This is a genomic window from Bradyrhizobium sp. McL0616 (assembly GCF_049993385.1).
Lineage (GTDB): Bacteria > Pseudomonadota > Alphaproteobacteria > Rhizobiales > Xanthobacteraceae > Bradyrhizobium.
Map to the genome: position 1 here is coordinate 1,266,864 of NZ_CP188255.1, position 26,347 is coordinate 1,293,210.

Genomic DNA, 26,347 nt, shown 5'->3' on the forward strand with positions numbered 1-26,347 from the left:
AGGATCGTTTCGCCTATGTCCATGCCTGCTCTGTTCAAGGGACGCCTGTCGATCCCCGTGATCGGTTCGCCGCTCTTCATCATCTCGGTGCCCGATCTCGTGATCGCGCAGTGCAAGGCGGGCGTGGTCGGCTCGTTTCCGTCGCTGAACGCCCGGCCGCCGGAGCTGCTCGACGAATGGCTGGCGCGGATCACCGAAGAGCTCGCGGCCTATGATCGCGCGCATCCCGACAAGCCATCGGCGCCGTTCGCAGTCAACCAGATCGTGCACAAGTCGAACAACCGGCTCGACCACGACATGCAGCTTTGCGCCAAGTACAAGGTGCCGATGGTCATCTCGTCGCTCGGTGCGCGCGAGGAATTGAACCAGGCTGTGCACGGCTGGGGCGGCATCGTCTTCCACGACGTGATCAACCAGAAATTCTCGCACAAGGCGATCGAGAAGGGCGCCGACGGCCTGATCCTGGTCTCGGCTGGCGCCGGCGGCCATGCGGGCACGATCTCGCCGCTCGCCTTCGTTGCGGAAACGCGAAAATGGTTCGACGGTCCGATCGCGCTGTCGGGCGCCATCGGCAACGGCAAGGCGATCCGCGCCGCGCGCATCCTCGGTGCCGACTTCGCCTATATCGGCTCGGCCTTCATCGCCACCAAGGAAGCCAACGCGGTCGAGAAGTACAAGGAGATGATCGCGGGCTCCACGGCCGACGACATCGTCTATTCCAACCTCTTCACCGGCGTGCACGGCAACTATCTGAAGCCCTCGATCCTCGCCGCCGGCATGGATCCGGAAAGCCTGCCGACGTCCGATCCCTCCAAGATGAACTTCGGCACCGACGCTTCCGGCGAGCGGGCCAAGCCGAAGGCGTGGAAGGAGATCTGGGGCTCCGGCCAGGGCATCGGCAGCATCGACAAGGTCTTGCCCGCTGCCGAACTGATCGCGCGCTTCAAGAAGGAATACGACGAGGCGATCGATCCGCCGTTGTGATGGGCCGTTGAGATTTCAACCGTCGTCCCGGCGAAGGCCGGGACGACATTGATTTTCGAACGCCGAGCGGTTCAGCCAACTGAGATTTGAACGATGCCCGCCATCTATCGCGTCGACGGCAACAGCGTCTTCACCAGCCCTGACGCCGCAGGGCCGTGGGACCGGCGCATGCAGCACGGCTCGGCGCCGGCTTCGCTGGTGACATGGGCGGCCGAACGTATCCCGACGCCGGTGCCGATGGCGATCGCGCGCGTTACCATCGATCTGATGCGCCCCGTCCCGGTGGCACCGCTGACAATTGAGACCGAGGTGCTGCGCGAGGGACGCAAGATCCAGCTTTGCGAAGTCAAGCTGCTCGCCGACGGCGTGCAGGTGGTCAACGCCACCGTGCTCAAGATCAAGACGCAGGCGCTGACGCTTCCCGACGATGTCAGGGAGCTGCCGGTCAATCTGCCGTCGCCCGAGGACTCCCTGGTTGAGGACGGCCACGCCGCCACCAGCCCGTTCGTGCGAGCAGTCTCGATGCGCGCCGCGCGCGGCCGTTTCGGCCAGGCCGGCGCCGGCGCGATCTGGTTTCGCGTCGATCATCCCCTGATCGCGGGCGAGGCGATCTCGCAGGCGATGCGGGCCGTGGTGGCCGCCGATTTCTCCAACGGCACCGCCTCGACGCTCGACTTCCGCGCCTGGACCTACATCAACGCCGATCTCACGGTGAATTTTTCGCGCCAGCCGGTCGGCGAATGGATCCTGCTCGACGGTGAATCCTCAATCGGCCCTGACGGCGCGGGTCTCGCGATGTCGCGCCTTGCCGACAGGCAGGGCTATTTCGGGCGAGCGGTGCAGAGTCTGGTGATCGAGAAGCGGTGAGCGTGACGGCTTTGGCCGCGCCAAGTCCGGGTGCTGTTTGTGCGGGCGCCATTTGAACGGCAGACTTCCGCCGCCGCGGAAGGGATGCCCTGGTCGCGAACCTCTTCTTGTCCGGAGGCCCTCTTGTTCGACGCCAGCGTCCTGCCAGTTCAGATGCCGTAGAAGATCTTGATCTCCCACAGCACGACAACGATAGCCGTGATCAACGTGACCGCAGCCACCGCACTTTCCAAGGAAGCGACTCTCATTTGCTACTCCGCTTCCCAGCCCCATTTAGCGATCTAGTTGATTCGTGGATTCGACGGCAATTGCGCGCGCACCGCCTCCACACGCTCTGTGGCGCGCTGTTGTTTGCCGGCCACAATAACCCCGTAAAATCCCGGGTGCGGACACTGCCATGCGCCGACTTTCGCGCGGCATGTCGGCGGGGAGGGAGAGCGGGCTTCGGCCCCGAGCACGGTTAATCCCGCAGAGCTCCGCCCGGCCGCACTTAACGGCAGATTAACCATCGCCCGCCAACAATCCCCCTCACGGCCGCCAATCAGGACCGAGAGAGACAGGCGATGGACTTCGATTTTCTCAACTCCAAGACCCAGGCGTCGCTGGACGAAATCCGCGTCCGCGTGGCGCATGCGCTGGCCCGTCATCCGATGTGCCGCAATGTCCGCTTTGACATCCTCAGCGTTCCCCGCACCCGCCGCGGCGGCAACTGGACGGTGACGCTGCAATCGGTCGAGCCGCGCGCGGTCTGGGAGGCTTCCGAGATCGTCGCCGACATCCAGGACGCCTATGATCTGGCACTAGCTGCCTGATTTTATTGGATTTTTCACGCGGTGTCGCCGCAGTCCCGGCGATTGCCGCTGCCAAGGCACGGTTAGGCCATATTTCTCGCCCAGTTTCCGGGCATTGATCACATGGACTTGAAGTTGGACGCGGAGGGACGTTTGTCCAGAGCCATCACCATCATCGTGCTGACCTGCTTCCTTGTCCTCGGTGCCGCCACCACTGCCATTCTCGGGCGCGACAGCGTGCCCAGCGTCAGCGCCGAGATGATCACGCCGGCACCCAAGTCGCTCGCCGCCAACCGTGCTGCCAAGGCCGACCGGCTGGTTCCCACGCTGGCGCTGGCCTCGGCCGCGATCAACCCGGTGCAGGTTCCCGCCGACAGGCTGTCGCAGACGCCCGTGCTGACCGAACCGCTGCGCCAGGCCTTTGCCGCGGCGACGCCGTCCGATTTCCCGATGTCCAAAGCGAGCGTGAACGAGGCCCCCGAAGCGCCCGCCGCTGTCGAGGCTCCGGCCAAGACGAAGGTCGCCGCGAAGCCGCAGCCGCAAAAATCCTATTCGCTGCTCTCCGACGTGCAGATCGCCGGCATCCGGGATCGCCTGAAATTGTCGTCCTCGCAGGAATATTACTGGCCCTCGGTCGAGACCGCGCTGCGCAACGTCGTCCGCAAGATCTCGGCCAACAAGCTCTCGAATCCGAACGGCCCGAGCGTGCCGATCGATCCGAATTGCGACGAGGTCCAGCAGCTGAAGTCGGCCGCAATGCCGCTGCTGTTCCAGCTGCGTGACGATCAGAAAGAGGAAGTGCGCAAGCTCGCCCGCATCATCGGGCTCGAGCAGGTTGCGCAGCAGATCTGACGCGCGGTTTCCCTGGAGGGAACCGCCGATATCGGGAACATCCGGCAATCCTCATGCGTTGCCCGCTCCGAACAGGGAGTGGACCAATGCGCGCCTCGACAGCCTATTTCGTCGGTGCCGGATCGATCGTTGCGGCCATCGCCATTGGTCTCGGCGGCGGTATCGTCGCCGGCAACATCATGCATCCGATCGCGCCCAAGCAGGGGCCGGATACCGGTAAGATGGCGCAGCGCGCTGAACCGGCGGCCACCACGACCGCGACGAACGCGCCGTCCGAGCACGTCCAATATCTCACCGGCTCGCAGACCTTCGGTGGGCTGATCGCTGCGCCCGTGCAGGCGCAGGACGAAGCCAAGCCGGATGTTAAGCCGGATGCGCAGGCGACACAGGCCAACGCTGAGCCGCCGGCGCCCCCACCTCCGCAGACGACAGTCGCGGTCGAGCCGCCGAAGCCGTCACCCGCGTCGCCTCCGCACGTCGCAAAACCGGTCGAGCAGCAGGCATCGACAGAGCCGGCTTCCGCACCTGACAACGCCTATGCCAAGGCCAGGGATTCTGACGTGAAGCGTACCGCGACCGAGCGGCGGCGAGCGGAGCGGCGCGAACGCTGGGCCGAGCGCCGCCATTATGACGCGCGCGATGCACGCGGCATGCGCGATCAGACCAATTGGGATGATGTCGCGCGCAACGTCCGCCAGGATTCGGATGTGCGCGATGGCACCAGCCGTCCACGCAGCGGCTTCAGGCTGTTCGGCAATGGCGACGATTAGCGCTTGATGCGCCCGCCGCCGCGCACGCGATCGTGAGCGGCGGTTCGTTCTGTGGCAGCGCCTGCCGCAAATTTCAACTTCCGGATGATCTTCGTTCAAGGCATGATTGACGCTCGCCAGCCAGAGGCCGCGTCATGGGAGTACCGCTGCTAGCTTGGGGACGCTTCTTCGGTCCGCACGGCGAGCGCGTGACCGTGCCGGCGCCCGTCGATGGGCACGGCGCGCCCTGGTTGCTCGATTTCCTCGCCACCCATGTTCGCGCGCTGCGCAATGTCGGCTTCACCGCGATCCAGCTGCCGCCGACGTCGAAGGCGCAAGGCGGCGCGGGTCCCGGCTGTGACGGCTATGGCGTGTTCGATCCCCGCGACATCGGCAGCAAGAGCCAGCAAGGTTCCGTCTCCACGCGTTACGGTCCGAAAGCGTCGCTGACGCGTCTGGTCGCCGTTGCGCATGCCTGCGATATCGACGTCTATCTCGATCTCGTTCTACACCAGCGCAGCGGCGAGAATGGCGGCCCCGGCGTGTTCCGTTATCTCGGCGCGGACGGTGGGACGCTGAACGGCAGGAGCACCACCGCGCCCGGCTGGTTTCGCGGTGTGCCGCCGGACGATCTGCCCGACGATGACGTGCCGAGCCCGCCCAACGATTTTCCGTTCGGCCGCGAGCTGTCCTACCAGCACTGCCGTCCGTCGCGCGTCACCATCGAGGATGCGCTCGACTTCGGGGAATGGGTGTTCCGCACCACTGGCGCGGACGGCGCGCGCTTCGACGACGTCAAGGGCACCTGGGCGCCGTTCGTGCGGGAGTTCATGACCCACGGAATCATGGCCTCGAAATTCTTCTACTCGGAGTATTTCGACGGCAATCGCGCGGTCCTCAACGGCTGGACGACTCAGCCGCCGCTCAGCGGCCGGTCGCTCGTCGCCGACTTCCCGATGCATTGGGCGCTGCAATCCGCCTGCGACGGAGGCAATGCGCGCATGCTCGACGGCGCCGGCTACACCAGTTGGCGTCCCGATCTCACCTGCACCTTCGTCGACAATCCCGACACCGATACGTCGCCGGGCCAGCAGGTGATCAGCAACAAGCTGCTCGCCTATGCCTTCCTGCTGTCGATCGAGGGCTACCCCTTCGTCTACGGCAAGGACTATTTCCCGCCCAGCGTCTGGCCGGGCGCCTACGGGCTGAAGCCGTGGATCGACAATCTCGTCTGGATCCACGAGCACCTCGCCGTTGGGCCGACCAGCGGCCGCTTTCTCGATGACAAGGTTATCGTCCTCAACAGGACCGGTGCGCCCGGCCTTCTGACCGCACTGAACTTCGACACTCTGAATGCGCGCACGATCAGCTGTCAGACCGCATTTGGGGCCAACGTGCATCTGCACGACTACACCGGCCATCACGACGATATCTCGACCGATGAACATGGCGTCGCGAGCTTCACGATTCCGAGCAACGGCTTCAGCAAGGGCCAGAGCTATCTCTGCTTCTCCCGCGCCGGCTTGAACCTCGCGTCCATCCGGCCTGCGCGCCACACCACGCAAACGATTTTCGGCGCCGCCGATCTCGATACGCGGCCTGCCACCAATGCCGAGACGGAGGCGGGACGGATCTGGGTGGAGCAGGGCTCTGGGATCGCCCTGCGGGTCGGCCTCGATCGCCGCGGCGTGCCGGCCGATGGTTCGCTCAAGGTCACCGTCACCGATGCGCAAGGGCGTAGCGTGGTCGAGGCATTGTGCAGCGGCGACCATGTCAGCGCGGAAGGAAAGGCCGGTGTGACCGGCGAACATCATATCCGTGTCGCGGGCCGCCAGCTGCCGGAGCACGGCGCGGCCTTTTCGATCGACGTCACTTATCTTGCTCCACAAGTCATTTGAGTGGATCTCATGTCATTGCATCTGTTGTGGACGTCCATCGACAGCCTGATTGCCGCCTTCGCGCTGTCCTTCGTTGTGTCGGGGCGGCACGCGTTACCGCTCGCTTTGATGTTCGGCCTGTGCGACGGGCTTGGCTCGGCACTCGGCGTTAGCTTGCCGCTCGCGGGTGGGCTCGCCGCCATCCTGCTGACGGCGTCAGGTGCGGCGCTCCTCGTCGGCCTGCTCATCGCGCAACGTCTATTTGCGACGCCGGGCTGGCTCTACGCATTGCCGCCGCTGCTGGCGATCGACAATGTGGTGTCGCGCACGCCGGATACGCCGGCTTTTGCGGTGCTGTCGAGCGCGATGATGGCCGGCCTGGGCTTTGTCTGCGGGGCCGTCGTGTTGAACTGGTGGCGCGCCGGCTTGCGCGATGCGCGGCCGCTGGCGGCGGGTTGCCTGATCGCGGCCGGAAGCTTGCTGGCCTGGGGAGCCTGACCATGGCCGTCTCCGTCACGACTCGCAGCTATGATGCTGCCAGGACTGGTGCGAACAATGCCGAGACGGTGCTGACGGCGACCGCCGTCCGCACCAAGGGCATCGCAAAACTCTTCAGCATTCCCATACCCGACGATTCCCGGCTCGAGGCGCAACCGCTGGCGGTCGGCGCCGTGCACACGGTCGATGGCAACACCCGCGACCTGATCTTCCAGGCCACGATGGGCAACTGGGTCTATGCGTTCGATGCGATGACCGGCGAGAAAATCTGGGCGACGAATCTCGGCCGTCCCATCGTCGGGACGCCGGCCATCGACGGTCACATGACCAACGTCGATTGGGGGATCCTGTCGACTCCCGTGATCGACGAGGGCGCCGGCATTCTCTACGCCTGCGCCTGGATCAGCGATGATGGCAGCGTTGCCAGAGCGCAGCATTTTCTCGCGGCGCTGCGGATCAATGACGGCTCGAAGGTACACGGGCTCTTGAACCTCGAAGGCGCGGTCTACGCCCCGCCGGGCGGCCTTCCCGTGCAGAAATTCGTCTCGACCCAGCGCAAGCAACGCAGCGCGCTGACGCTGACGCAGAACCACGTGCTGATCCCCTTCGGTACGGTCAGGGAGACTTCGGCGACGGCGCGGGGCTGGCTGATCGCGGTCGACGTTCACGCCTGGCATCTTGCGGCCGCGTGGTGCTCCACCGTCACGGGCTCCGGCGGCGGGCTGTGGCAGAGCGGGGCCGGCCCGGCCATTGCTCCCGACGGTTCGATCTATGTCATCACCGGCAACGGGGCGTTCTCGCCGCAGCTAGGCGATTTCGGCGAGAGCGTGGTGCGGCTGGCCTTGCACACCGGACCTCGCGCGCATTTCGAGGTGCTGTCGTGGTGGACACCATGGACAGACGCCAACCGGGTCGGCGCTGCCGCCGCTGCGCTCCTCGACGATGATGATGACGCGCACGCGCTGCCGTCGAACGTTTCGCTAACCGCGGTGATCGGCCATGCCAAGCGGATGGGAATGGCGCTCACGCCGCTTCATGCGAGGGAGATGGCGCATGTCGCGGTGACGTCCGGGCCCGACGCCATGGATGCGCAGATCGCACCGGTCGTGGCGCGACATCTGGCGGCGATGAATGAGTCGATGTGGAGCGACCAGGACTTTGGCTCGGGTGGCCCGGTCTATGTCGGACCGTCCCACGCCGTGCTCGCAGCGGGCAAGGACGGTATTCTCTATACCGGCAATGCCGAGGCGCTCGGCAATACGCAACAAGTCGATCTTGCAGCGGGTCACTTCGCCGCCAATTATGCCAAGCTCAAGATGCCGCCGATCCTCTACACGTTTTTCGATCCCGCGGTGCCGCCGGCGCCGGCCTCGCCAATGCAATTGAATCTGTATCCGGGCGGCGCGACGCGGCATCTGCATGGCACGCCGCTGCTGTTTACGTCTGCCCTCCATGGCGTGATGCATTTCGTCGGCGGTGAGAACAGCGCATTGCGGGCATGGTCGATCGCGGCCGACGGGACGTCGACCTATCTCGCCGGATCGAACGAGATCGCTTCGCCGCAGTCGCCGCGCCCGTCGGGCGGCATGCCCGGCTGGAGCATCACGCTCGCCGCCAACAACGGCACTGATGCCATTATCGTCGCGATGGTCCCCTACAAGGACAGCAACATGCTGCTCAGCCCGGGCCGCTTCCTAGTCTATGACGCGCAGAATTTTGCCGTCAATCCGGACGGCTCGCAACGGCTCCAGGTGATCTGGGACAGCGAGAACTGGGGTCCGGAGCACGCCTTCACGCATCCGAAGTTCAACCGCCCGATCATCTGGAAAGGCCGCATCTATCGCCCGACCTATGACGGGCGCCTCGACGTCTATGGTTTGACCAACTGACGCGGAAGAATCACCCGCCTGTAACATCATGCGGGGATCGCGGTCGGCTGTGCCGAGCGCATCGCGGCGTAGCGCACCGCTACTTGCTCGCCAGCGGCGACGCCGTCTTCGCCGAGGGCAGTGCCGGTGCGGGTAGGCGCTGCACCGTGATCTTCGCCGTGCCGGTGTTGTTGTGGTAGTAGAGATCCGGCGGTCCTTGGAGGATCTGGAGCCACGACGGGACCATCCACTCCGGCATGAGCTGCGGGAAAATTTGCACGGCATTGTTGACGTAGAAAAACAGCTCGCCCGAGTCGGGCGCGACGAACTCGGCGACGACGCGGTCGGTCAGTCCTTCCTTCCTCCAGACCTGCCCTGCATCATCGAGCATGGACTGAGGGATTGGTTCGAAATTGCCGAGCGTTTTAAGGCCGCCCTTGAACTGGTCGATGTCGTCGAGGCTCACTGGATATTGATCCTGTCCTTTAACATCGTCCTCGGCAGGAAGCGTTGGATTCGTCCGACGCGGCAATGCGTCAGCCGGGATCACGTTGACGGCCTGCAACGGCAGATCATTCATGCCTTTCGTTCCGATGCGAACCACTGGTTGGAACCAATTTGCCGCGTATAGACGCAACTCCGGCAAAGCGACGTAATGGCGTAGCCCGTGCGTCTGGAAGCCATTCGCTCCACTCAGGGTGGTACGGTCGAACCAGGGGTCCTTGACCTCTACAAAGACGCGGTATTTGCGGCCCTTCTCGACGGCGAGCCCGCTCCACCAGCAGAAGGTCTTGGTATCGAACAGGGCGGTTGCGTCGGTCGGCTCGTCGCGCACCGGCGTGCCGATCTGAGGTGCGGCAGGATACTGGCTCGTCGTGCAGACCTTTCCGAGCGCAACGCGCCCGGTGAATAGGCTGTTCGACAGCAGAAGCGCCGCCGAACCGAAGACGGCGAGTAGGAAGACCGCCGGCACCAGCCCTTTGGTGATGACCAGGCCTGCCGGTCCCGCATTCATCCGCATCCGGTGGCCGAACTTCAGGAGCGGGCCCGGCTCGTCGATGTGACTGAGGCTCGCCTTGCGGCGCGGCGTATTCCAGGCGAGACGCGCGCGCTCCTGGATGGAGTCGCGCAGCTCCGAGTTCTTGTTCCAGACCCACCAGGTCAGGGCCACCATGATCGAGGTCAGGAAGGGATAGTAGATCGCGATGTTGAGCCAGGGCGCGGCATAAGACGGCAGCACGTCCCTGACGAGGTTGGCGAGCGGAGCCACCACGGCGCCAAACACCCAGTCGATGTTGCCGATGATGGAGATCCCTTGGTGGCCCACCGGATCTTTGGACCATTGCACCAGCGGATGCGCGATCAAGGGCCAGGCGGCGATCAAGCCGACCATGAACAACAGCGAGAAATAGGCGACGCGCCGCCACCAAACGGTGTCGCGCGCGAGCGAGGCCATCGCGGCGTCCGGCATGCTCATCGCGGTGAAGGCGTCTGCCTCCTTCTGCCGTCGCGGTCCCCTGGCCTTCGCCAGATAGGCCGTCTTCATCGCCTCGCGAGTCCCATCGTGGGTGAGATCGAGCTCGTCGCCGTTCGGCATCAGCACCCGGGCGTCGGCAGGAAGCATGATCGGCGCATAGTCGTCGCAGCCGTGCAGCATGCGCTCGACCACAGCGAAATGCACCACAGGCGCGCCGCCATTCGCTGCGCCCGCCAGGACCGGACGCGGGCCGTAGCGGTACAGCACCGCTGCGCCGCTGCGTGAATCATGCCTTGGCCCGATCGCCGATTGATAGTCCTTGAAGTGCTGGATGGTGCCGCCCTGGAAGCGGAGCTTGCCGCCGAGCTGATCGACCATCCAGACCAGCGGGACGAAGGACAGTGTGCATTCCGGATAGCCGCCGCCGATGTCAGAATGGACGCCGACGAACCATACCTCCTTGACCGTCTGGTCTGCCGCCAAATGGCTCTGGTCGATCCGCAGCGGATGGAAGGTGGTGCGCTCGTCGTCGAGCGCGAGCGCGTGACAGATGTGCTTCGCCTTGTGCGAGGGCCGGTGATTGCGGAACGAGATCGGCCAGATTGCCCAGTCGATCGCGACGCGCAGCTCCTCGACTGGAACGCCAAAGGCCTCGACCGTGTCGAACAGCCCGAGAAATTCGATGTTGACGTTCTTGCGGCCGTTCATTGCCGCGCGAACATCGGCGTAGGAGCGGTGTCCGCAGATCAAATGATAAAGATAGAGCAGGACGTCACGGATGAAACGCGCGATCCAGATCGTCGGCAGGCTCTTCTTCAGCGGCACGGTGTCGCGGCGGTATTCCCGCCAGGCGGACATGGCATTGCGCTCCATCTCTGCATGCGACACCGGGGTGTCTCCGATCACCGCAGGCACCAGACCCTGGCTCGCGATCAAGGCTGCCAGCGTGCGCGCGGTGAAGGCGCCACGGCTGAAGCCGAAGATGTAGATCTCGTCGCCCTCGCGCCAGTTCCAACATAGGAAGCGATAGAGCTTGCGGACGTTGGAAGGCACGCCAATTCCGGTGGCGCCGTCGATGGCCGCAAGTGGCGCCCAGCCTGCAGTGCCGACGCCTTTGATGTAATGCGCAATCTGGTCTGGCTGGGTATGGTCGAGCGCCTCGTAAAGACGCCAGATGCTGGATTCCTGGGCCGTGAATGCGTTGCCCGTTCCGTCCGCGAACAACACGAGCTTGCGCTTCGCCTGACTGGCGCCGGCATTCGCCTGGTTGCAGTCGTCGTCTTGAGCGGAATGAACAGCACGATCTTCCACGTCGTGGTGCGACATGAGCCCCTCCGGCAATTGCGGGAACGCGTCCGATTCCGGATCGGGCGGTGCCCGAATTCGATCAATGATTGCGTAATCAAAATATGAGTGCATTCTGTGCACAGACCCGCCGAGGTAGCAAGTGCGATTGCGGTGCCTCGCCGTGGCGGCTCGCAGCGGAATGAAGACGAAAATGCCCGGGGCAAGCCCGGGCATGACACGTTTTGTGACGCGCCCGTTCGCGGCGCTGCGCAGCAGCGCGGCGAGGCCGCGTGCTCAGCTCTTATCTGCCGTTGCCGCGGCAGGCGCCGCCGGGACCGATGTGGTAGCCGCGCGGGCAGGCATGCGCGGCGGGATCTTCGAAGTTCTTCAGGCAGCCGCCATTGGGGCCGCGGTGCCAGCCGGCGCCGCAGCCACCGGCGACGGCGATGACAGCGCCATTGGGCTGCGCGCCAAACGGCGCCAGCGGCATGGCCTGCGCAGAGCTTGCGATCGCGCCGAGCGCGAGCGCCGCGGCAAAGAAAGTCCGTATCATGCGTGTGCTCCCTGATGTCAGTGGGTGGCGGCGAAGGCGATGCCGGCGCGGACTTCGGCGATCGCCTGGTCGATCAGTCCCAGCGCCCGTTCACGATGGCCGCCCTTGTTGGGCTCGGCCTTGGCAAGCTCGGCGCGGGCCGACTGCAGGATCGCGACGGCTTCGTCCATATGCGGCTGCGCGCCGAGCGCATAGCCGATGCAGAGGCTGGTCGCGATGACGCCGCCGAGCACGAGGCTGCGGGGTAGAGAGATTCGCATGTCGTTGTCTCCTCCAGCGGGCGTCAGGCTGGGGCCGCCCGGTTGCCCGGACGCGATTCGCATGTGGCGGGATGTCGCATCCGCTGCCTGAATAGGCTGGGGGTGTACGGTTCGTCTTGGACTCTCCGGCGCCGGTCGCACGCCGGCTTGGACTGACCGGCGCCGCTTGAATCAGATCGCCGTGCTGGTAGCCTGTGACCGTCGGCCTTCAGCGCGGGTTCATCCCCGGCCTGCAAGGCTCGGCCGTTTCGCGCACGATTTTTTCCGAAAAAGTCTTTCCTGGAAGTCCATATCGATGCCCGTCATCAAGAAGACGCTCTCGACCGACATGCTGCCGCAGGGTCTGTCCGACCGGCAGCGCTTCATCCGGTTCGCCGAATTGTTCGAGCACTTTTCCAACACCGGGGAGCTCGACCCGGCCGCCGACGTGCCGTTTCGCGCGACGATGAATTCGATCCACATCGGCACCACCATGCTCGGCCGCTGCGATGGCAGCTTCGTCACGGTGCGGCGGGAAAAGCGCCAGGTGATTGAGACCGGCGACGACCGCTATTGCCTCGCGCGCAACACCGGCGACCGTCCCTCGCAGGTGATCCATCGCGGCCGCGAATTCACCATGCGGCCGGGATCGATGGTGCTGTTGAAGCTCGACGAGCCGTTCTCCGCAGCCGACGGTGCCAGCCACAAGCGTTTCACCAACGTGCATCTGCCGGTCACCACGCTGCGGGCGATGGTGCTCGATGTCGACGATCTCGTCGGCTGCGAGCTCGAGCCCGGCGGCGCACTGTCGCTGGCGATGGATTACAGCGATCTCCTGCTGCACCATCCGGCTGCCGCCGACGAAGCCGGCATGGCGATCGCCGCCCATTTGCTCGATCTCACCGCGATCGGCCTCGGCGCCCGCAGCGACGTCGCCATCGCGGCGCGGCGCCGGGGCTTGCGCGCGGTGCGGCTGAAAGCCGTGGTGACGATCCTGGAGGCGCGCTTCCACGAGCCGGATTTTTCCGCGCAGAGGCTCGCGGCCGGCGCCGGTCTCTCCGAGCGTTACGTCAACGAGCTCTTGTTCGAAGCCGGCGCGAGCTTCACCACCCGCCTGACCGAATTGCGCCTGCGCAAGGCGGTCGACCTGCTCGCCCATCGCGAAGGCCGCATCAGCGACATCGCGTTCGCCTGCGGCTTCAACGATCTCTCTTACTTCAACCGCTGCTTTCGCCGCCGGTTTGGGCTGACGCCGACGGCGGCGCGGGGGAAGTGAGGTCTTCGTTTTCGCGACTGTCAGAGGGGGGTTACGCCTTACAGGTTTACCCGTTGTGCGACCGAGATCGTAAATAGGCTAATCCACCCTACGAAATCTCTACCCGCGGCGGCGGATAGCGCTGGGCCAGCATCGATAGCGGCAAGCGCCGCTCGTCAGCCGGCAGCTCCAGCCAGGCCAGCACAAGCGGCCGCTTCCAGTCGCCCACGCCGAACTCCATCGCCACCCATTTCTGCGGCTCGGGCCCTTCGAGGCCCCGGACCCAGACGAAATAGCGGGGAAGCGCGTCGGCGTCTGTCTCCGTCGTGCGTCTCCTGGCCATCACATGCTCGCTATATCGACACGCGTTGCCGGTAGGATATAGGCATCGGCTCGGTGAAGTCGAACCGGCCGGTGAATGCGCAGGTCCAAAAGATATGAACGAAGCCGCGATGGATAGCTGGGGTGACGCCTCGGAGGTGACGACAAAGCTGATTGGCTCCTGGTCCTTCGACCGACTTATCGAGGGTCAAGCCACGATGCAGGGCATCGCGACCTTCACGCCATTGGACGAGGGAAGCCTGGCCTATCGGGAGCAGGGACATTTGAAGCTCCAAAACGGCACTGAGCTTGCGGCAGAACGCGAGTACATCTTCAGCAACAGCAACGGAGGATTCGAGGTCCTCTTCAAGGAGAATCCGCCGCGGCTATTCCACGCGATCTCACTGTCTGCCTCCATGGGAGGAGAGCTGAGCGGACGCGCGGGCCATCTGTGCAATCTCGACGACTATCAGTCGACTTACACGTTCCTGGCCGATGGCCGCATCGTCATTCGTCATGTGGTGTTGGGTCCACGCAAGGACTACACGATGACGACGACCTACACGCGGGTCGGATGATGCGCGCCGCCGCTTCGTGGCGTCACTGCCAGAGCTCGCAGGTCGCCACGCGATTGATGTCGGCGAGCCTGCGGTTGGGATCGCCGCGAAGATCGAGGCTTGCGACCAGCGTCAGCAGGCGATGATAGGCGTCGTTGGCGATTTCGACCGGGAGCGGGGCCTCGTCAAAGGCCTCGACATAGCCGCCGACAAGGTTGCTGAGGAGACGGCACAGGCCGCGCTGGGCGGGGTCGTTCCGGCCGAGCGTGTCGAGCTTCTGCTGAAAGATACGGAAGGTCCGCAAACCGTGGTGCTGTTCGGAAAGCCACGCGTGCAGGTCGTTCATATGAGCCTCTTCGGTCAAGGGAAGAAGCTGCCGATTTATATAGTGGGGATGTGACGTTTGCTAGGGAGAGGGGATGGCGCTTCATCGCGGCAGTCCGTCTTCGCCAAGAGGCTTCGCCGGACACGCTTCGCTCTTTCGGTCTCGCATGGCCGCGCCACGCGAAGCCCGAAAGGGCGAAGCGTGGTGCCCCTGGCCGGAATCGAACCAGCACTCCTTGCGGAACTCGATTTTGAGTCGAGCGCGTCTACCAGTTCCGCCACAGGGGCCCTCGGTTGGTCCCAGGAAGGTTCCTCGCGAAGCCGGCGGACTATAGCCATGAACAAAGCGAGGTCAACCCGCGCCAAAGTGATCCCGGCCGTTCTCGACAGGGCTGCGGGCCGGAGTTAGAGGCTTGGGGCCACGACCCATCCGGAGGGCTGCCGTGACGAGCCATAGTGCCGCAATACCTGCCTTCAAACCGGCTTCCAGCGCGCCTGCGCTGACGGCCTCGCTGGCCGTCACCCTGATCGCCGCGGCGACGATCGCGGGCGCCTGGTTCTTCCAGCTCGTGCTGGAGATCCTGCCCTGTCCGCTCTGCCTCGAGCAGCGCTACGCCTATTATCTCGCGATCCCGCTCGGTGCGCTCACCGTGCTGGCGGCAAGGAGCGGCGCGCCGCGGCCGCTGCTGCTCGCAGGGCTGGCGATCCTTGCGCTGGCGGCGCTCGCCAATGCTGGCCTCGGCACCTATCACTCCGGCGTCGAATGGGGGTTCTGGAAGGGGCCGACCGATTGCTCCGGCCCCGTCGTCAATCTCGGCAGTGCCGGCGACCTGCTGTCGCGGCTCGACACGGTCAAGGTCGTGCGCTGCGACGAGGTGCAGTGGCGCTTTCTCGGCCTCTCGCTCGCCGGCTACAATGTGCTGATCTCGCTGCTCATGGCCGCGATCGCCGCCTGGGGATTTGTGCAGACTGCGAGGCGCGTGTAGCTAAAGCGCGCTTGCCGCTTCGTGCTGGAAGCCGAGATAGCTTGCCGCAACCTGCTCGTTTGCGGCGACGTCGCTGGCCTTGCCGCTGAGCACGAACTCGCCGAGCTCCATCACGTAGGCCTGGTCGGCGATCTTCAGCGCGGCCTGCGCGTTCTGCTCGACCAGCAGCACCGAGACGCCGCTGGCGCGCAGTTCAGTGACGATCCGGAAAATGTCGGCGACGATGATCGGCGCGAGACCGAGACTCGGCTCGTCCAGCATCAAGAGTTTCGGTTCGCCCATCAGCGCGCGGCCCATTGCGAGCATCTGCTGCTCGCCGCCGGACAAGGTGCCGGCGAGCTGCTTGCGCCGCTCCTTCAGGCGCGGAAACAGCGTGTAGATCCGCTCGATCGAGGCCTTCGCCCGGCTCCGCTCGATGCGGAAGGCGCCGAGCTCGAGATTGTCCTCGACATTCATGGTCACGAACAATTCGCGGTGCTCCGGCACGAGCCCAAGCCCCATCGCGACGCGGTCTTCGATATCGAGCCGCGCCAGGTCTTGTCCAGCAAAGGTGACGCGGCCCTTCAGCGGGAAAATGCCCATGATGGCGGAGAGCAGCGTGGTCTTGCCGGCGCCGTTGGCGCCGACGATGGTGACGATCTCGTTCCGCCCCACTTCGAGCGAAACGGAACGGACCGCCTCGACCTTGCCATAGGCGACATGGGCATCAGTGACGGATAACAGCGCGCTCATGCCGCCACTCCGAGATAGGCCTTGATCACTTCGGGATTGGTCTTGATCGTGGCAGGCGTGCCTTCCGCGATCTTGGTGCCGAAATCGAGCACCACGATGCGGTCGGCGAGGTTCATCACGAAGCCCATGTCGTGCTCGACCAGCAGCACGCTCATGCCGCCGTCGCGCAACTCGCGCAGCAGTTTTGCGAGCTGCTGCTTCTCCATGTGACGAAGGCCGGCGGCGGGTTCGTCGAGCAGCAGCAGCATCGGATCGACGCACAGCGCGCGCGCGATCTCGACGATGCGCTGCTGTCCCAGCGACAGCGAGCCTGCGAGCTGGTGCATCTGATCGGCCAGGCCGACGCGCTCGATCTGGCGCGCGGCTTCCGCGAGCAGTTTTGCCTCGTCGGCGCGGTCGAGCCGCAGCATCGAGGCGATCGGGCCGGAATGGCCGCGCAGGTGCGCGCCGATCGCGACATTTTCCAGTACGGTCATGTCGGGCACCAGCTTCACATGTTGGAAGGTGCGGGAGATGCCGAGCTTGACGATCTCCTGCGGCGGAGCCCTGTCGACCTTCTTGCCGAGCACCGAGATCGAGCCGGACGTGGCCGACAGCACGCCGGTGATCAGGTTGAACGTGGTGCTCTTGCCGGCGCCGTTCGGGCCGATCAGCGCGACGATCTCGCGGGCCTGGACCTCGAAGGAGACGTTGTTGACCGCAATTACGCCGCCGAACTGCTTGCGCGCCTTCTCGACCTGAAGCAGGACGCTGGACTTATCCGCCGCGCGGGTGCGCGCCTCGAGCTTCAGCGAAGTGTCGGGCTTCCTGCCACTGGTACGCTCGGGCAGGAACGATATCAGCCACGGCCAGACACCGCCGGGCGCAAGTTGCAACAGCGCCACCAGCATGATGCCGAACACGATGGTCTCGACCTGGCCGGAGCCGGGCAGGATCAAGGGCAGATAGCTTTGCAGCACCTCTTTCAGGATCACGACGATCGCTGCGCCCAGCACGCCGCCCCAGACATAGCCGGCGCCGCCGACCACCGCGATGAAGAGATATTCGATGCCGGCCTGTGCACCGAACGGCGTCGGATTCACTGCGCGCTGGAGATGGGCATAGAGCCAGCCGGAGAGGCCGGCGAGCACGGCGGCATGGATGAACACCAGCATTTTGGCGCGCGGCGTCTGCACGCCAAAGGCTTCGGCGGCGACGTGGCCGCGCCGCAGCGCGCGGATGGCGCGACCGGTGCGGGAGTCCAGCAGGTTCATGGTGAGCAGGGCCGAGACGATCACGGCGACCCAGATCGCGTAATAGATCGATCCGGGTGAGAGCATCTTGAACGAGCCGATCGACAAAGGCGGGATCGCCGAAATGCCGTCGTTACGCCCGAGGAATTCCAGCTTGCTGAACAGATAGAAAAGCCCGAGCCCCCAGGCCAGCGTGCCGAGCGGCAGATAGTGGCCGGAGAGACGGACCGTGACCAAGCCGAGCAGCACCGCCAATAGTCCGCTGACCAGCAGCGACAGCGGTAGGGTCAGCCAGGGCGACAGGCCGTAGGTCGTCGACAGCACCGCGGTGGTGTAGGCGCCGAAGCCGACGAAGGCCGCCTGACCGAATGAGGTGAGGCCGCCGACGCCGGTGAGCAGGACGAGGCCCATCGCGACCAGGGCGGTGAGGCCGATATTGTCGAGCAGCACGATCCAGAACGGCGGCATGCCCGGAACGAACGGGATCGCCGCCATCACAGCTGCGAAGATGAGAATGGGAAGCCGGCTCTGCATAGCGCCTCAGTCCTTCTCTTCTTCGACCGCGGGGGCTGCGAGCGAACGCAGCAGCAGCACGGGGATCAAGAGCATGAAAACGATCACCTCCTTGTAGTTGGAGGCATAAAAGGACGAGAACGCCTCGACGATACCGACGAAGAGCGCTGCGACGGCGGTGAGTGGATAACTGACGAGGCCGCCGATGATCGCGGCGACGAAACCCTTCAGGCCAATCAGGAAGCCCGAGTCATAGTAGAGCGTCGTGATCGGCACGATCATGATGCCCGACAGCGCGCCGATGACGGACGCCAGCAGGAAAGCGATCTGCCCCGACAAAGTGGTGCGGATGCCGACGAGCCGCGCGCCGAGCCGGTTGACCGCGGTGGCGCGCAGCGCCTTGCCATACAGCGTCAGCCCGAAGAACAGCCAGAGGCCGACGATGAAGGCAACGGTGATGCCGTAGACCGTGAGGCTCTGGCCGGTGAAGCGCAGCGAGCCCGCGGTGAACGCGCCGGACAGCACTGCAGGTCCGCGCTGGCCTTCGGCGCCGAAGAACAGCAGGCCCAGTCCCTGGAGCGCGAGATGGACGCCGACCGAGGCGATCAGCAGCACCAGCACGGAGGTATGCGCCAGCGGCTGGAACGCAATCCGATAAAGAAACAGGCCGATCATCGCGACGATCAGCAGCGACAGCGCGATGCAGACCGCGACCGGCGGCTTCTGGCCGGCGAAGTAGAGCGTGATCGCCAGCACGATGGCCGGCAGCACGATGTTGGTGAGGAAGGTCCGCACGATCAGCCGGCCATGCAGCGCCTTGCGGGCCACGAACAGGTCGAACGCGAAGGCGACGATGCCCATGGCCAGCGCGAGCTTGGCCGTGCCCGGCATCTGGCCCGAGGCCAGCGAGGCATAGGTCAGCGCGCCATAGGTGACGAACTCGCCCTGGGGGATCAGGATGACGCGGGTGACGGCAAACACCAGCACCAGCGCCAGGCCGAGCAGCGCATAGATGGCGCCATTGGTAATGCCGTCCTGCAACAGGAACAGCATGATAGTGGTGTTCAAGACCGGACGCTCCCCCTCAAAGATCCGGACCCCCGATTGCGGTGGACGGTCCGTTCACAGCCATTGAAAAACGCTGGCGATATTTGATATAGTCCATAACAATTATCAAATATAATCTCAAGGGCAGCAAACGACCTGTCCCGAATTTAGCGGGATTACGAGCACGAGGCGATGACCGTTTCCAAAACCGTTGAAAAGTCTGCTGAAAAATCCGCTGATACGGCCAAGGGCCGCAAGGACCCGCCCGAGGGCTTGCCGGAAGCCCTCCAGCTCGGCGAGCTCTCCGAACAGCTCGGCTATGTGCTCAAGCGCGCCCAGCTCAAGGTGTTCGAGAATTTCTTGCGCTGCATGGCCTCGCTCCAGCTCACGCCGGCGCAGTTCTCGGTGCTGCTGCTGGTCGAGAAGAATCCCGGCCGTAACCAGACCGAAATCGCCTCCACGCTCGGCATCCTGCGCCCGAACTTCGTGGCCCTGCTCGACAATCTCGAAAGCCGCGACCTCTGCGCCCGGATCCGCTCCACCAACGACCGCCGCTCGCACATCCTGGTGCTGACCGACAAGGGCAAGGCCGTGCTGACGCGGGCGAAAAAGCTCGTCGCCACCAAGCACGAGTCGCGGCTCAACCAGCTGCTCGGGCAAGCCAACCGCGAAGCGTTGCTCGAGATGCTGTCCAAGATCGCCAATGAGTTTTGAGCGGGCGGTCTCCCACCCCTCCCTCCAGGGGAGGGTAAGAGCTCAATCCACCAAGATCACTCGAATATCGTTCACGTTCGTGAGCGTCGGACCCGGCATCAGCAGATCGCCCGTCGCCTCGAAGAACGTCGTCGCATCGTTGTTGTCCAGGTACGCCTGCGGCTGAAGCGCCAGCGCCTTCATCTTCGCGAACGTCGCCGCGTCGATCAGTGCGCCGGCGGGATCGGTGGGATGGCCGGCGCCGCCATCGGCGCCGTCGGTGTCGCCGGCAAGGGCCGAGATCCCGGCCGTATCCTTCAACAGGTCCGCAAGCGCCAGCGCGTATTCCTGGTTCGGGCCGCCGCGGCCATTGCCGCGCACGGTCACGGTGAGCTCACCGCCGGACAGGATCGCAATGCGCTTGCCTTCCGCGCGGGCCTGGAGCGCGCGTTTGGCGTGATCGGCGGCGACCTCGCGCGCCTCGCCTTCGAGATCGGCGCCGAGATCGATGGTCTCGTAGCCGGCGTCTTTTGCGAGTTTCACCGCGGCGTCGAGCGATTGCTTCGGACGCGCGATCAATTCGAAATGCGCGCGCGCAAACGCGGCGTCGCCCGGCTTGGCGCTTTCGTTGGCGGGATCATCGAGCGCGCGGCGCACGGCATCGTCGATGTCGAGCTTGTACTTCGCCACGATCGCGCGCGCATCGGCCAGCGTGGTCGGATCGGGCACGGTGGGGCCGGAGGCGATCGCGGACGGATCGTCATGCGGCACGTCGGAGATCGCGAGCGTCACGATCTCGGCGGCATTTTCGCCGGCGCGCGCCAACCGTCCGCCCTTGATGCGCGACAGATGCTTGCGCACGATGTTCATCTCGCCGATCGGCGCGCCCGAACGTAACAGCGCCTTGTTGACCGCCTGCTTCTGCGCAAAGCTGATGCCGTCCACCGGCGCGATCCAGTTGGCCGAGCCGCCGCCGGTGAGCAGCACCAGGAGCAGATCGTCAGGACCGGCCTCGCTTGCGAGTGCGAGCGTGTCGGCCGCGCCTTTCAGGCCAGCCTCATCCGGCACGGGATGGCCGGCCTCGACCACGCGAATGCGGCGCGTCGGCACGCCGTAGCCGTGGCGGGTGGTGGCGATGCCGACCAGGCGCTCGGGCGCAAGTTTCAGCGTATCGAGATAATGCCGTTCCGCGGCCGCGGCCATCGCGGCTGCGCCCTTGCCGGCGGCGAGGCAGATCACGCGCCCTTTCGGCGCGGGCCGCAGATGCGGCGCCAAAATCGTGTTGGGATGAGCGGCGGCAACGGCGGCGTCGTAGAGCGCGCGGAGCAGGGGACGTCGGTCGGTCATGACGATGGCCTTCGGCAGAGCAGACTGAAGTGATGGCGATGAACGCGCCATTCACCTGCCTACCGCATCGGGCGCGAAAGCGTAAGCTGGCTTTGCCGTCATTCGATTGTGCAATCGCGTAATCATAATCGGCGCACAGCAAAAAGCCCCCCGCGATGGTCTCGCGAGGGGCCTTTGCGCTTCTGTAGTTGAGGCGGCTAGCCGCCGACGTCGGCGCTGATCACGTCGCCGAACAGATCCCACTTCTCGCCCTTGAATCGCTCGAGCTGGAGCTGGCTGATCGGCGCAAAGTCGGTCGGGGAGGTGTTGATCTGGATCCCCGGCAGCAGCACCTCGGTGCGGAAGTTCTTCAGGTTGGCGGCCTGCCTGATGACGTTCTCGCGCGTGAGATCGTCGCCGCACTGCTTCAGGATCTGGACCAGGGTCTGCGCCACGCCGTAGCCGACGATGGTGCCGTGGTCGAGCTTGTCGCCTTCAGGGAAGTATTTGGTCATGAAGGCGAGGAAGTCCTTCATGCCGGGATCGCTGTTCCACTGCGGGTCCGAGACGTCCTTCAGATAGTCGGCGGAGACGATGTCCTGCGCATTCTCGAAGCCCGCGGGCTTAAGCACGCTTCCGACCGAGCCCGAGACGTTGTTGAGGAAGTGCAGCGGCTTCCAGCCGACCTCCGCAACCTTCTTGATCGCTTGGGCTGCGAATTTCGGCGTCGTGATGTTCATGAAGACGTCGGCGCCGGTCGATTTCAGCCTGACGATGTGGCTGTCGATGGTCGGCTCCGATGTCTCGTAACTCTCCTCGGCAACGATCATCGACGCGGCCTTGGCACCCAGGCCGTCCTTCAGGCCCTTGAGATAGTCCTTGCCGTAATCGTCGTTCTGGAACAGCACGGCGATCTTGGCGTCCGGCTTGTTCTTGAGCAGCCATTTCGCGTAGATCTGCGTCTCGCTCTGGTAGGAAGGCTGCCAGCCCATCGTCCAGGGAAAATTCTGCGGATCGTTCCATTTGGTAGCGCCGGTGGCGACCAGGATCTGCGGCACTTTCTTCGAGTTCATGTATTTCTGGATCGCCGAGTTCGACGGCGTGCCGAGCGAGTTGAAGATGAACAGCACCTCGTCGCTTTCGACCAATTTGCGGGCCTGCTCCACCGCCTTGGGCGGTGAATAGGCGTCATCGTAGGAGACGAAGTTGATCTTGCGGCCATTGATGCCGCCTTCCTCGTTGATCTTCTTGAAATAGGCGGCCTCGGTCCGCCCGATGATGCCGTAGGCGGAGGCCGGTCCGCTGTAGGGCATGATGTTGCCGACCTTGATCTCGGTATCGGTCGCGCCAGTGTCGTATTTCTTCTGGGCCGATGCGATGGAGGTCGAGGCCGCAATGAGCGCGAGCGCCAGTGACGCGGCCGCAAGCTTACCGGTGACAGCGGGCATTCCTATCTCCCTCTTGGTGTGTGTGCGTTCCTCTTTTTGTCTTGATTGTTTTTGGCCGACGCGGTCGCAATTCAATACGATTTGGCTGGTGCCTTCAACAGAAAGCCCCTGCGACCGAGTCGCAGGGGCTGCTTCTTTAGTAGTCAGGAGCGCCTGAGATCGGCGTGTGCGACTGCGAGAAGGCGGACTTCCTTGAATTGTTTTATGGTATCCAGACTATTTTGAGTTGCCGGCCCTTAATGGCTCAATTCGCTCGAGATGATCTCGCCGAACAGCTCCCATTTCTTGCCCTTGAACCGCATCATCTGCAGCTGCTCGATCGGCGCGAAATTGTCCGGCGCGGTGTTGATCTTGATCCCGGGCAAGAGCGTATCGGGTTCGAAATCCTTCAGATGTGCGGCCTGCTTCATGATGTTGTCGCGGCTGAGATCGTCGCCGCACATCTGCAGCACCTTCACCATGGTCTGCGCGGCGGCATAGCCGAACACGACGCCGGCATCGAGCTTGTTGGCTTTCGGATGGTACTGCGCGAGGAAGTTATAGAATTTCTTCATGCCGTCATCGGAGTTCCATTGCGGGTCGGATCCGTCCTTGATGTAGCTCGCCGACAGGATGCCTTGCGAGATCTCGAAGCCCGCCGGCTCGATCACACCGCCGACCGAGGCCGAGACGTTGGAGATGATGTGCATCGGATGCCAGTTGATCTCGGCCGCCTTCTTGATCGCCTGGGCGGCGAATTTCGGCGTGGTGATGCTGATGAAGACGTCGGCGCCCGCGGCCTTCAGCTTCACGACGTGCTCGTCGACCGCAGGCTCCGAGGTGTCGTAGCCTTCTTCCAGCACGATCATCGAGGCCTTGGCGCCGAGGCCGTCCCGCAGGCCCTTCAGATAGTCCTTGCCGAAATCGTCGTTCTGGTAGAGCACGCCGATCTTCGCGTCCGGCTTCTCCTTCATGATGTATTTGGCGTAGATTCTCGCCTCGCTCGCGTAGCTCGGCTGCCAGCCCATGGTCCAAGGATATTGCTTCGGGTCGTTCCATTTCGAGGCGCCGCTTGCCACGAACAGTTGCGGCACCTTCTTGTCGTTCATGTATTTGCGGATGGCGCCATTGGTGGAGGTGCCGAGCGAGCCGAAGATCAGCAGCACCCCGTCGCTCTCGACCAGCTTGCGCGCCTGTTCCACCGTCTTCGGCGGCGAATAAGCATCGTCATACGAGATGAACTTGACCTTGCGGCCGTTGATACCACCCTCGGCATTGATCTTGTTGAAATAGGCGTCCTGGGTCTGGCCGATCGCGGCATAGGCGGAGGCCGGGCCGCTATAGGGCATGATATTGCCGATTTTGATCTCGGTATCGGAAGCGCCGCTGTCGTATTTCTTCTGCGCCAGCGCCGGGTTGCACATCGCAGTGCACAACGCGAATGCGGCCAAAAGGGCCGCAACCTGAAATCGAACGGCAGTCATTGCACTCCCACCTCGGCTGGATCGGCCCGCATTGAACAAAATTGACGCATCACGTCAACAAAAAGCCCCCGCGTTCGTTCGCGGGGGCTTTTCAGGCTTTGGACTTAAGCCTTGGACTATTGCGTCAGCGAATTATTCCGGAGCGACGTCGCCGTTCAGGATCTCGCCGAACTGTTCCCATTTCTCGCCCTTGAAGCGCTGCATCTGGAGCTGGCTGATCGGGGCGAAATCGCTCGGGCCGGTGTTGATCTTGACGCCGGGCAGCAGGGTGTCAGGCGAGAAGTCCTTCAGGCTCGCCGCCTGCTTCATCAGATTGGCGCGGGTGAGATCGTTACCGCACTGCTCCAGCGCCTTGACCAGCGTCTGTGCGGCACCGTAGCCGTAGACGACGCTGGAATCGGTCTTGTCGGCGCCGGGCATGTACTTGTCGAGGAACTCCACCCACTTCTTCATGGCCGGATCGTCGTTCCAGCGCGCGTCGGCGCCGTCCTTGGCATAGGCCGCCGACAGCACGCCCTGGGAGGCTTCGAAGCCCGCCGGCTTCATCACGCTGCCGACCGAGGCCGACACGTTGGTGATGATCTGGAGCGGTTTCCAGCCGAGCTCTGCGGTCTTCTTGATGGTCTGGGCGCCGAACTTCGGCGTCGTGTAGATCAGGAGCACGTCGGGATTGGCGGCCTTGATCTTGACGATGTGGCCGTCGATCGAGGGCTCGGACACCTCATAGCTCTCCTCCATGATGATCATGGACGAAGCCTTGGCGCCAAAACCGTCCTTGGTGCCCTTGAGGTAGTCTTTGCCGAAATCGTCGTTCTGATAGAGGATCGCGACCTTGGCGTCGGGCTTCTCCTTGATCAGCCATTTCGCGTAGATCTGCGCTTCGCTCTGATAGGACGGCTGCCAGCCCATGGTCCAGGGGAAGCTCTTCGGGTCGTTCCACTTGGTGGCGCCGGTGGCGACGAACAGCTGCGGGATCTTCTTGCTGTTGAGGTATTTCTGGATCGCGCTGTTCGAGGGCGTTCCGAGCGGGTTGAACACGGCGAGGACCTCGTCGCTTTCGACCAGCTTGCGGACCTGCTCGACCGCCTTCGGTGGCGAGTAGCCGTCGTCATAGGTGACGTAGGTGATCTTGCGGCCGTTGATGCCGCCCTTGTCGTTGATCATCTTGAAATAGGCTTCTTCGGTCTTGCCGATGATGCCATAGGCCGAGGCCGGACCGCTGTACGGCATGATGTTGCCGATCTTGATCTCGGTATCGGACGCGCCGGTGTCGTATGTCTTCTGAGCAAGTGCTGCGCCGGAGGTGAGGGTCGCGACCGCCGTTACGAGTGCGGTGGTTCGCAGTATTCTTCCAAGAAACAAATCTGGTCTCCTTCTCTAATGAGGTTCAGTTCTTTCTGAGCTTTCCGGCGAGTTGCTGGCCCAGGATTGCGATTTGCCTTGCGCCATGCGGCACGAGGTAGATGACGCCGAACAGAAGCACGCCGAACACGGCGCCGGAGAGGCCCTTCGAGATGCCCTCCGCGATGTTCGGCACGAAGATGATGAAGGCGGCGCCGACGATCGAACCGGGCAGCCAGCCCACCCCGCCGACGACCATGCCGAGGAACAGCTGGATCGCGAGCGTGATGGTGAAGCTGTCGGGCGCGACGAACTGCACCGCGATGGCGCTTAAGCCCCCGGCGACGCCGGTGATGGCCGCGGAGACGCCGAAGGCCAGCGTCTTGTAGAGCGCGACGTTGATGCCCATGGCGGAGGCCGCGATCTCGTTGTCGCGGATCGCCATGAAGGCGCGGCCCGAGCGGGAGCGCAGCAGGTTCACCGAGAAGATGTAGATCGCGAGCACGACAGCGAGCGTGAAGTAGTACAGCCACATGTCCTGCGACATCTGCAGCCCGAACGGCGCATCAGGCTTGGTGACGACGAGACCCTGCACGCCGCCGGTCCACTTCTCGAGGAAGTTCAGCTTGAGGAGCTGCGGCATGGCGGTGGCGAGCGCGAAGGTCGCGAGCGCGAGGTACACACCGGAGAGCCGCAGCGCTGGCTGGCCGAACAGGAAGCCCGCGCCGAAGCAGACCACGGCCGCGGCCGGCAGGCAGAGGAAATAGGGGACGTTGAACTGCTCCATCATCACCGCGGTGACGTAGGCGCCGATGCCGTAGAAGGCGCTCTGGCCAAGCGAGAACTGGCCCGAGCCGCCGGTCAGAATGTTCAGCGCCAGCACCGCGAGACCCAGATACAGCAACTGCGTCAGCTGGAAGATGACGAAGTTTTTCGCAAACAGCGGCACGGCAATGAGAAGCAGCAGCACCAGCAGCGAGGTGCCCGTGCCCAGCGTCATGGCCCGCTTCGGAACCGCCTCGACCGCCTCGTGGCCTTCGGCGACGACTTCTTCTGCTGCGCTCATG

Annotated in this window: 25 protein-coding genes and 1 tRNA gene; 12 read left to right on the top strand and 14 right to left on the bottom strand. The window is 64.1% G+C overall.

What is annotated here, in order from left to right; genetic code table 11:
* Nucleotides 1-15 precede the first annotated feature (15 nt).
* The 8 genes from ACPPVR_RS06125 to ACPPVR_RS06160 all read left to right on the top strand — a co-directional run bounded on the left by ACPPVR_RS06125 (nucleotide 16) and on the right by ACPPVR_RS06160 (nucleotide 8,507).
* Nucleotides 16-984: an NAD(P)H-dependent flavin oxidoreductase gene (locus ACPPVR_RS06125; protein WP_426613351.1), complete on the top strand. Its 969-nt coding sequence runs from the start codon at nucleotides 16-18 to the stop codon at nucleotides 982-984.
* Nucleotides 985-1,077: 93 nt separating this feature from the next.
* A complete protein-coding gene (locus ACPPVR_RS06130; protein WP_426613352.1) occupies nucleotides 1,078-1,851 on the top strand; it encodes a thioesterase family protein in 774 nt (257 codons plus the stop codon).
* A 563-nt stretch (nucleotides 1,852-2,414) separates the two neighbouring features.
* Nucleotides 2,415-2,663 carry a hypothetical protein gene (locus ACPPVR_RS06135; RefSeq protein WP_426613353.1) on the top strand — a complete coding sequence of 83 codons (249 nt, stop codon included), beginning with the start codon at nucleotides 2,415-2,417 and terminating at the stop codon, nucleotides 2,661-2,663.
* A gap of 132 nt (nucleotides 2,664-2,795) precedes the next feature.
* Nucleotides 2,796-3,494 (top strand): hypothetical protein, encoded by a 699-nt coding sequence (locus tag ACPPVR_RS06140; RefSeq protein ID WP_426613354.1) that lies wholly within the window; start codon nucleotides 2,796-2,798, stop codon nucleotides 3,492-3,494.
* Between the two features lie 86 nt (nucleotides 3,495-3,580).
* The gene (locus tag ACPPVR_RS06145; RefSeq protein ID WP_426613355.1) at nucleotides 3,581-4,264 is read left to right on the top strand and encodes a hypothetical protein; all 684 of its coding nucleotides are present in this window, start codon (nucleotides 3,581-3,583) and stop codon (nucleotides 4,262-4,264) included.
* A 134-nt stretch (nucleotides 4,265-4,398) separates the two neighbouring features.
* Nucleotides 4,399-6,141 (top strand): hypothetical protein, encoded by a 1,743-nt coding sequence (locus ACPPVR_RS06150; protein WP_426613356.1) that lies wholly within the window; start codon nucleotides 4,399-4,401, stop codon nucleotides 6,139-6,141.
* Between the two features lie 9 nt (nucleotides 6,142-6,150).
* Complete coding sequence (locus tag ACPPVR_RS06155; RefSeq protein WP_426613357.1) at nucleotides 6,151-6,618, top strand: hypothetical protein; 468 nt, start codon at nucleotides 6,151-6,153, stop codon at nucleotides 6,616-6,618.
* Between the two features lie 2 nt (nucleotides 6,619-6,620).
* Nucleotides 6,621-8,507, top strand: coding sequence for a hypothetical protein (locus ACPPVR_RS06160; RefSeq protein WP_426613358.1), 1,887 nt, complete (start codon nucleotides 6,621-6,623; stop codon nucleotides 8,505-8,507).
* A 79-nt stretch (nucleotides 8,508-8,586) separates the two neighbouring features.
* Here ACPPVR_RS06160 and ACPPVR_RS06165 read toward each other — a convergent pair whose 3' ends face one another.
* The 3 genes from ACPPVR_RS06165 to ACPPVR_RS06175 form a co-directional block, all read right to left on the bottom strand.
* On the bottom strand, nucleotides 8,587-11,289 hold the full coding sequence (locus tag ACPPVR_RS06165) for a DUF2235 domain-containing protein (protein ID WP_426613359.1): 2,703 nt from the start codon (nucleotides 11,287-11,289) through the stop codon (nucleotides 8,587-8,589).
* A gap of 262 nt (nucleotides 11,290-11,551) precedes the next feature.
* Nucleotides 11,552-11,803 carry a GCG_CRPN prefix-to-repeats domain-containing protein gene (locus ACPPVR_RS06170; protein ID WP_426613360.1) on the bottom strand — a complete coding sequence of 84 codons (252 nt, stop codon included), beginning with the start codon at nucleotides 11,801-11,803 and terminating at the stop codon, nucleotides 11,552-11,554.
* Between the two features lie 17 nt (nucleotides 11,804-11,820).
* Entirely contained in the window at nucleotides 11,821-12,063 is a 243-nt protein-coding gene (locus ACPPVR_RS06175; protein WP_426613361.1) for a hypothetical protein, read from the bottom strand.
* 295 nt (nucleotides 12,064-12,358) lie between these two features.
* On the opposite strand from ACPPVR_RS06175, the gene ACPPVR_RS06180 reads away from it, so the two are divergent.
* Nucleotides 12,359-13,318, top strand: a complete 960-nt coding sequence (locus ACPPVR_RS06180; protein ID WP_426613362.1) for an AraC family transcriptional regulator — start codon at nucleotides 12,359-12,361, stop codon at nucleotides 13,316-13,318.
* An 88-nt stretch (nucleotides 13,319-13,406) separates the two neighbouring features.
* On the opposite strand, the gene ACPPVR_RS06185 is transcribed toward ACPPVR_RS06180, so the two are convergent.
* Nucleotides 13,407-13,640 (bottom strand): hypothetical protein, encoded by a 234-nt coding sequence (locus ACPPVR_RS06185; protein ID WP_426613363.1) that lies wholly within the window; start codon nucleotides 13,638-13,640, stop codon nucleotides 13,407-13,409.
* 94 nt (nucleotides 13,641-13,734) lie between these two features.
* On the opposite strand from ACPPVR_RS06185, the gene ACPPVR_RS06190 reads away from it, so the two are divergent.
* On the top strand, nucleotides 13,735-14,196 hold the full coding sequence (locus tag ACPPVR_RS06190; protein ID WP_426613364.1) for a DUF6314 family protein: 462 nt from the start codon (nucleotides 13,735-13,737) through the stop codon (nucleotides 14,194-14,196).
* Nucleotides 14,197-14,218: 22 nt separating this feature from the next.
* On the opposite strand, the gene ACPPVR_RS06195 is transcribed toward ACPPVR_RS06190, so the two are convergent.
* Nucleotides 14,219-14,521 carry a hypothetical protein gene (locus ACPPVR_RS06195; RefSeq protein ID WP_426613365.1) on the bottom strand — a complete coding sequence of 101 codons (303 nt, stop codon included), beginning with the start codon at nucleotides 14,519-14,521 and terminating at the stop codon, nucleotides 14,219-14,221.
* Nucleotides 14,522-14,702: 181 nt separating this feature from the next.
* A tRNA-Leu gene (locus ACPPVR_RS06200) sits at nucleotides 14,703-14,787 on the bottom strand.
* Between the two features lie 155 nt (nucleotides 14,788-14,942).
* Here ACPPVR_RS06200 and ACPPVR_RS06205 point away from each other — a divergent pair.
* Entirely contained in the window at nucleotides 14,943-15,485 is a 543-nt protein-coding gene (locus tag ACPPVR_RS06205) for a disulfide bond formation protein B (RefSeq protein ID WP_426613366.1), read from the top strand.
* Here ACPPVR_RS06205 and ACPPVR_RS06210 read toward each other — a convergent pair whose 3' ends face one another.
* From ACPPVR_RS06210 to ACPPVR_RS06220, 3 genes are read right to left on the bottom strand one after another with little or no spacing between them, the layout of a single operon-like run.
* The gene (locus ACPPVR_RS06210) at nucleotides 15,486-16,217 is read right to left on the bottom strand and encodes an ABC transporter ATP-binding protein (RefSeq protein ID WP_426613367.1); all 732 of its coding nucleotides are present in this window, start codon (nucleotides 16,215-16,217) and stop codon (nucleotides 15,486-15,488) included.
* On the bottom strand, nucleotides 16,214-17,983 hold the full coding sequence (locus tag ACPPVR_RS06215) for an ABC transporter permease subunit (protein WP_426613368.1): 1,770 nt from the start codon (nucleotides 17,981-17,983) through the stop codon (nucleotides 16,214-16,216). Before ACPPVR_RS06215 ends, ACPPVR_RS06210 begins: the two co-directional genes overlap by 4 nt.
* Nucleotides 17,984-17,989: 6 nt before the next feature.
* Complete coding sequence (locus tag ACPPVR_RS06220; protein ID WP_426613369.1) at nucleotides 17,990-19,030, bottom strand: branched-chain amino acid ABC transporter permease; 1,041 nt, start codon at nucleotides 19,028-19,030, stop codon at nucleotides 17,990-17,992.
* 171 nt (nucleotides 19,031-19,201) lie between these two features.
* Here ACPPVR_RS06220 and ACPPVR_RS06225 point away from each other — a divergent pair, with 171 nt between their 5' ends.
* Nucleotides 19,202-19,723 (top strand): MarR family winged helix-turn-helix transcriptional regulator, encoded by a 522-nt coding sequence (locus ACPPVR_RS06225; protein WP_426613370.1) that lies wholly within the window; start codon nucleotides 19,202-19,204, stop codon nucleotides 19,721-19,723.
* 42 nt (nucleotides 19,724-19,765) lie between these two features.
* Here ACPPVR_RS06225 and ACPPVR_RS06230 read toward each other — a convergent pair whose 3' ends face one another.
* The 5 genes from ACPPVR_RS06230 to ACPPVR_RS06250 form a co-directional block, all read right to left on the bottom strand.
* On the bottom strand, nucleotides 19,766-21,049 hold the full coding sequence (locus ACPPVR_RS06230) for a glycerate kinase type-2 family protein (RefSeq protein ID WP_426613371.1): 1,284 nt from the start codon (nucleotides 21,047-21,049) through the stop codon (nucleotides 19,766-19,768).
* A gap of 197 nt (nucleotides 21,050-21,246) precedes the next feature.
* Entirely contained in the window at nucleotides 21,247-22,476 is a 1,230-nt protein-coding gene (locus tag ACPPVR_RS06235; protein WP_426613372.1) for an ABC transporter substrate-binding protein, read from the bottom strand.
* Between the two features lie 236 nt (nucleotides 22,477-22,712).
* Nucleotides 22,713-23,939: an ABC transporter substrate-binding protein gene (locus ACPPVR_RS06240; RefSeq protein ID WP_426613373.1), complete on the bottom strand. Its 1,227-nt coding sequence runs from the start codon at nucleotides 23,937-23,939 to the stop codon at nucleotides 22,713-22,715.
* Nucleotides 23,940-24,071: 132 nt separating this feature from the next.
* Nucleotides 24,072-25,301, bottom strand: a complete 1,230-nt coding sequence (locus ACPPVR_RS06245) for an ABC transporter substrate-binding protein (protein WP_426613374.1) — start codon at nucleotides 25,299-25,301, stop codon at nucleotides 24,072-24,074.
* A 25-nt stretch (nucleotides 25,302-25,326) separates the two neighbouring features.
* Complete coding sequence (locus ACPPVR_RS06250) at nucleotides 25,327-26,346, bottom strand: branched-chain amino acid ABC transporter permease (protein WP_426613375.1); 1,020 nt, start codon at nucleotides 26,344-26,346, stop codon at nucleotides 25,327-25,329.
* Nucleotide 26,347 lies beyond the last annotated feature (1 nt).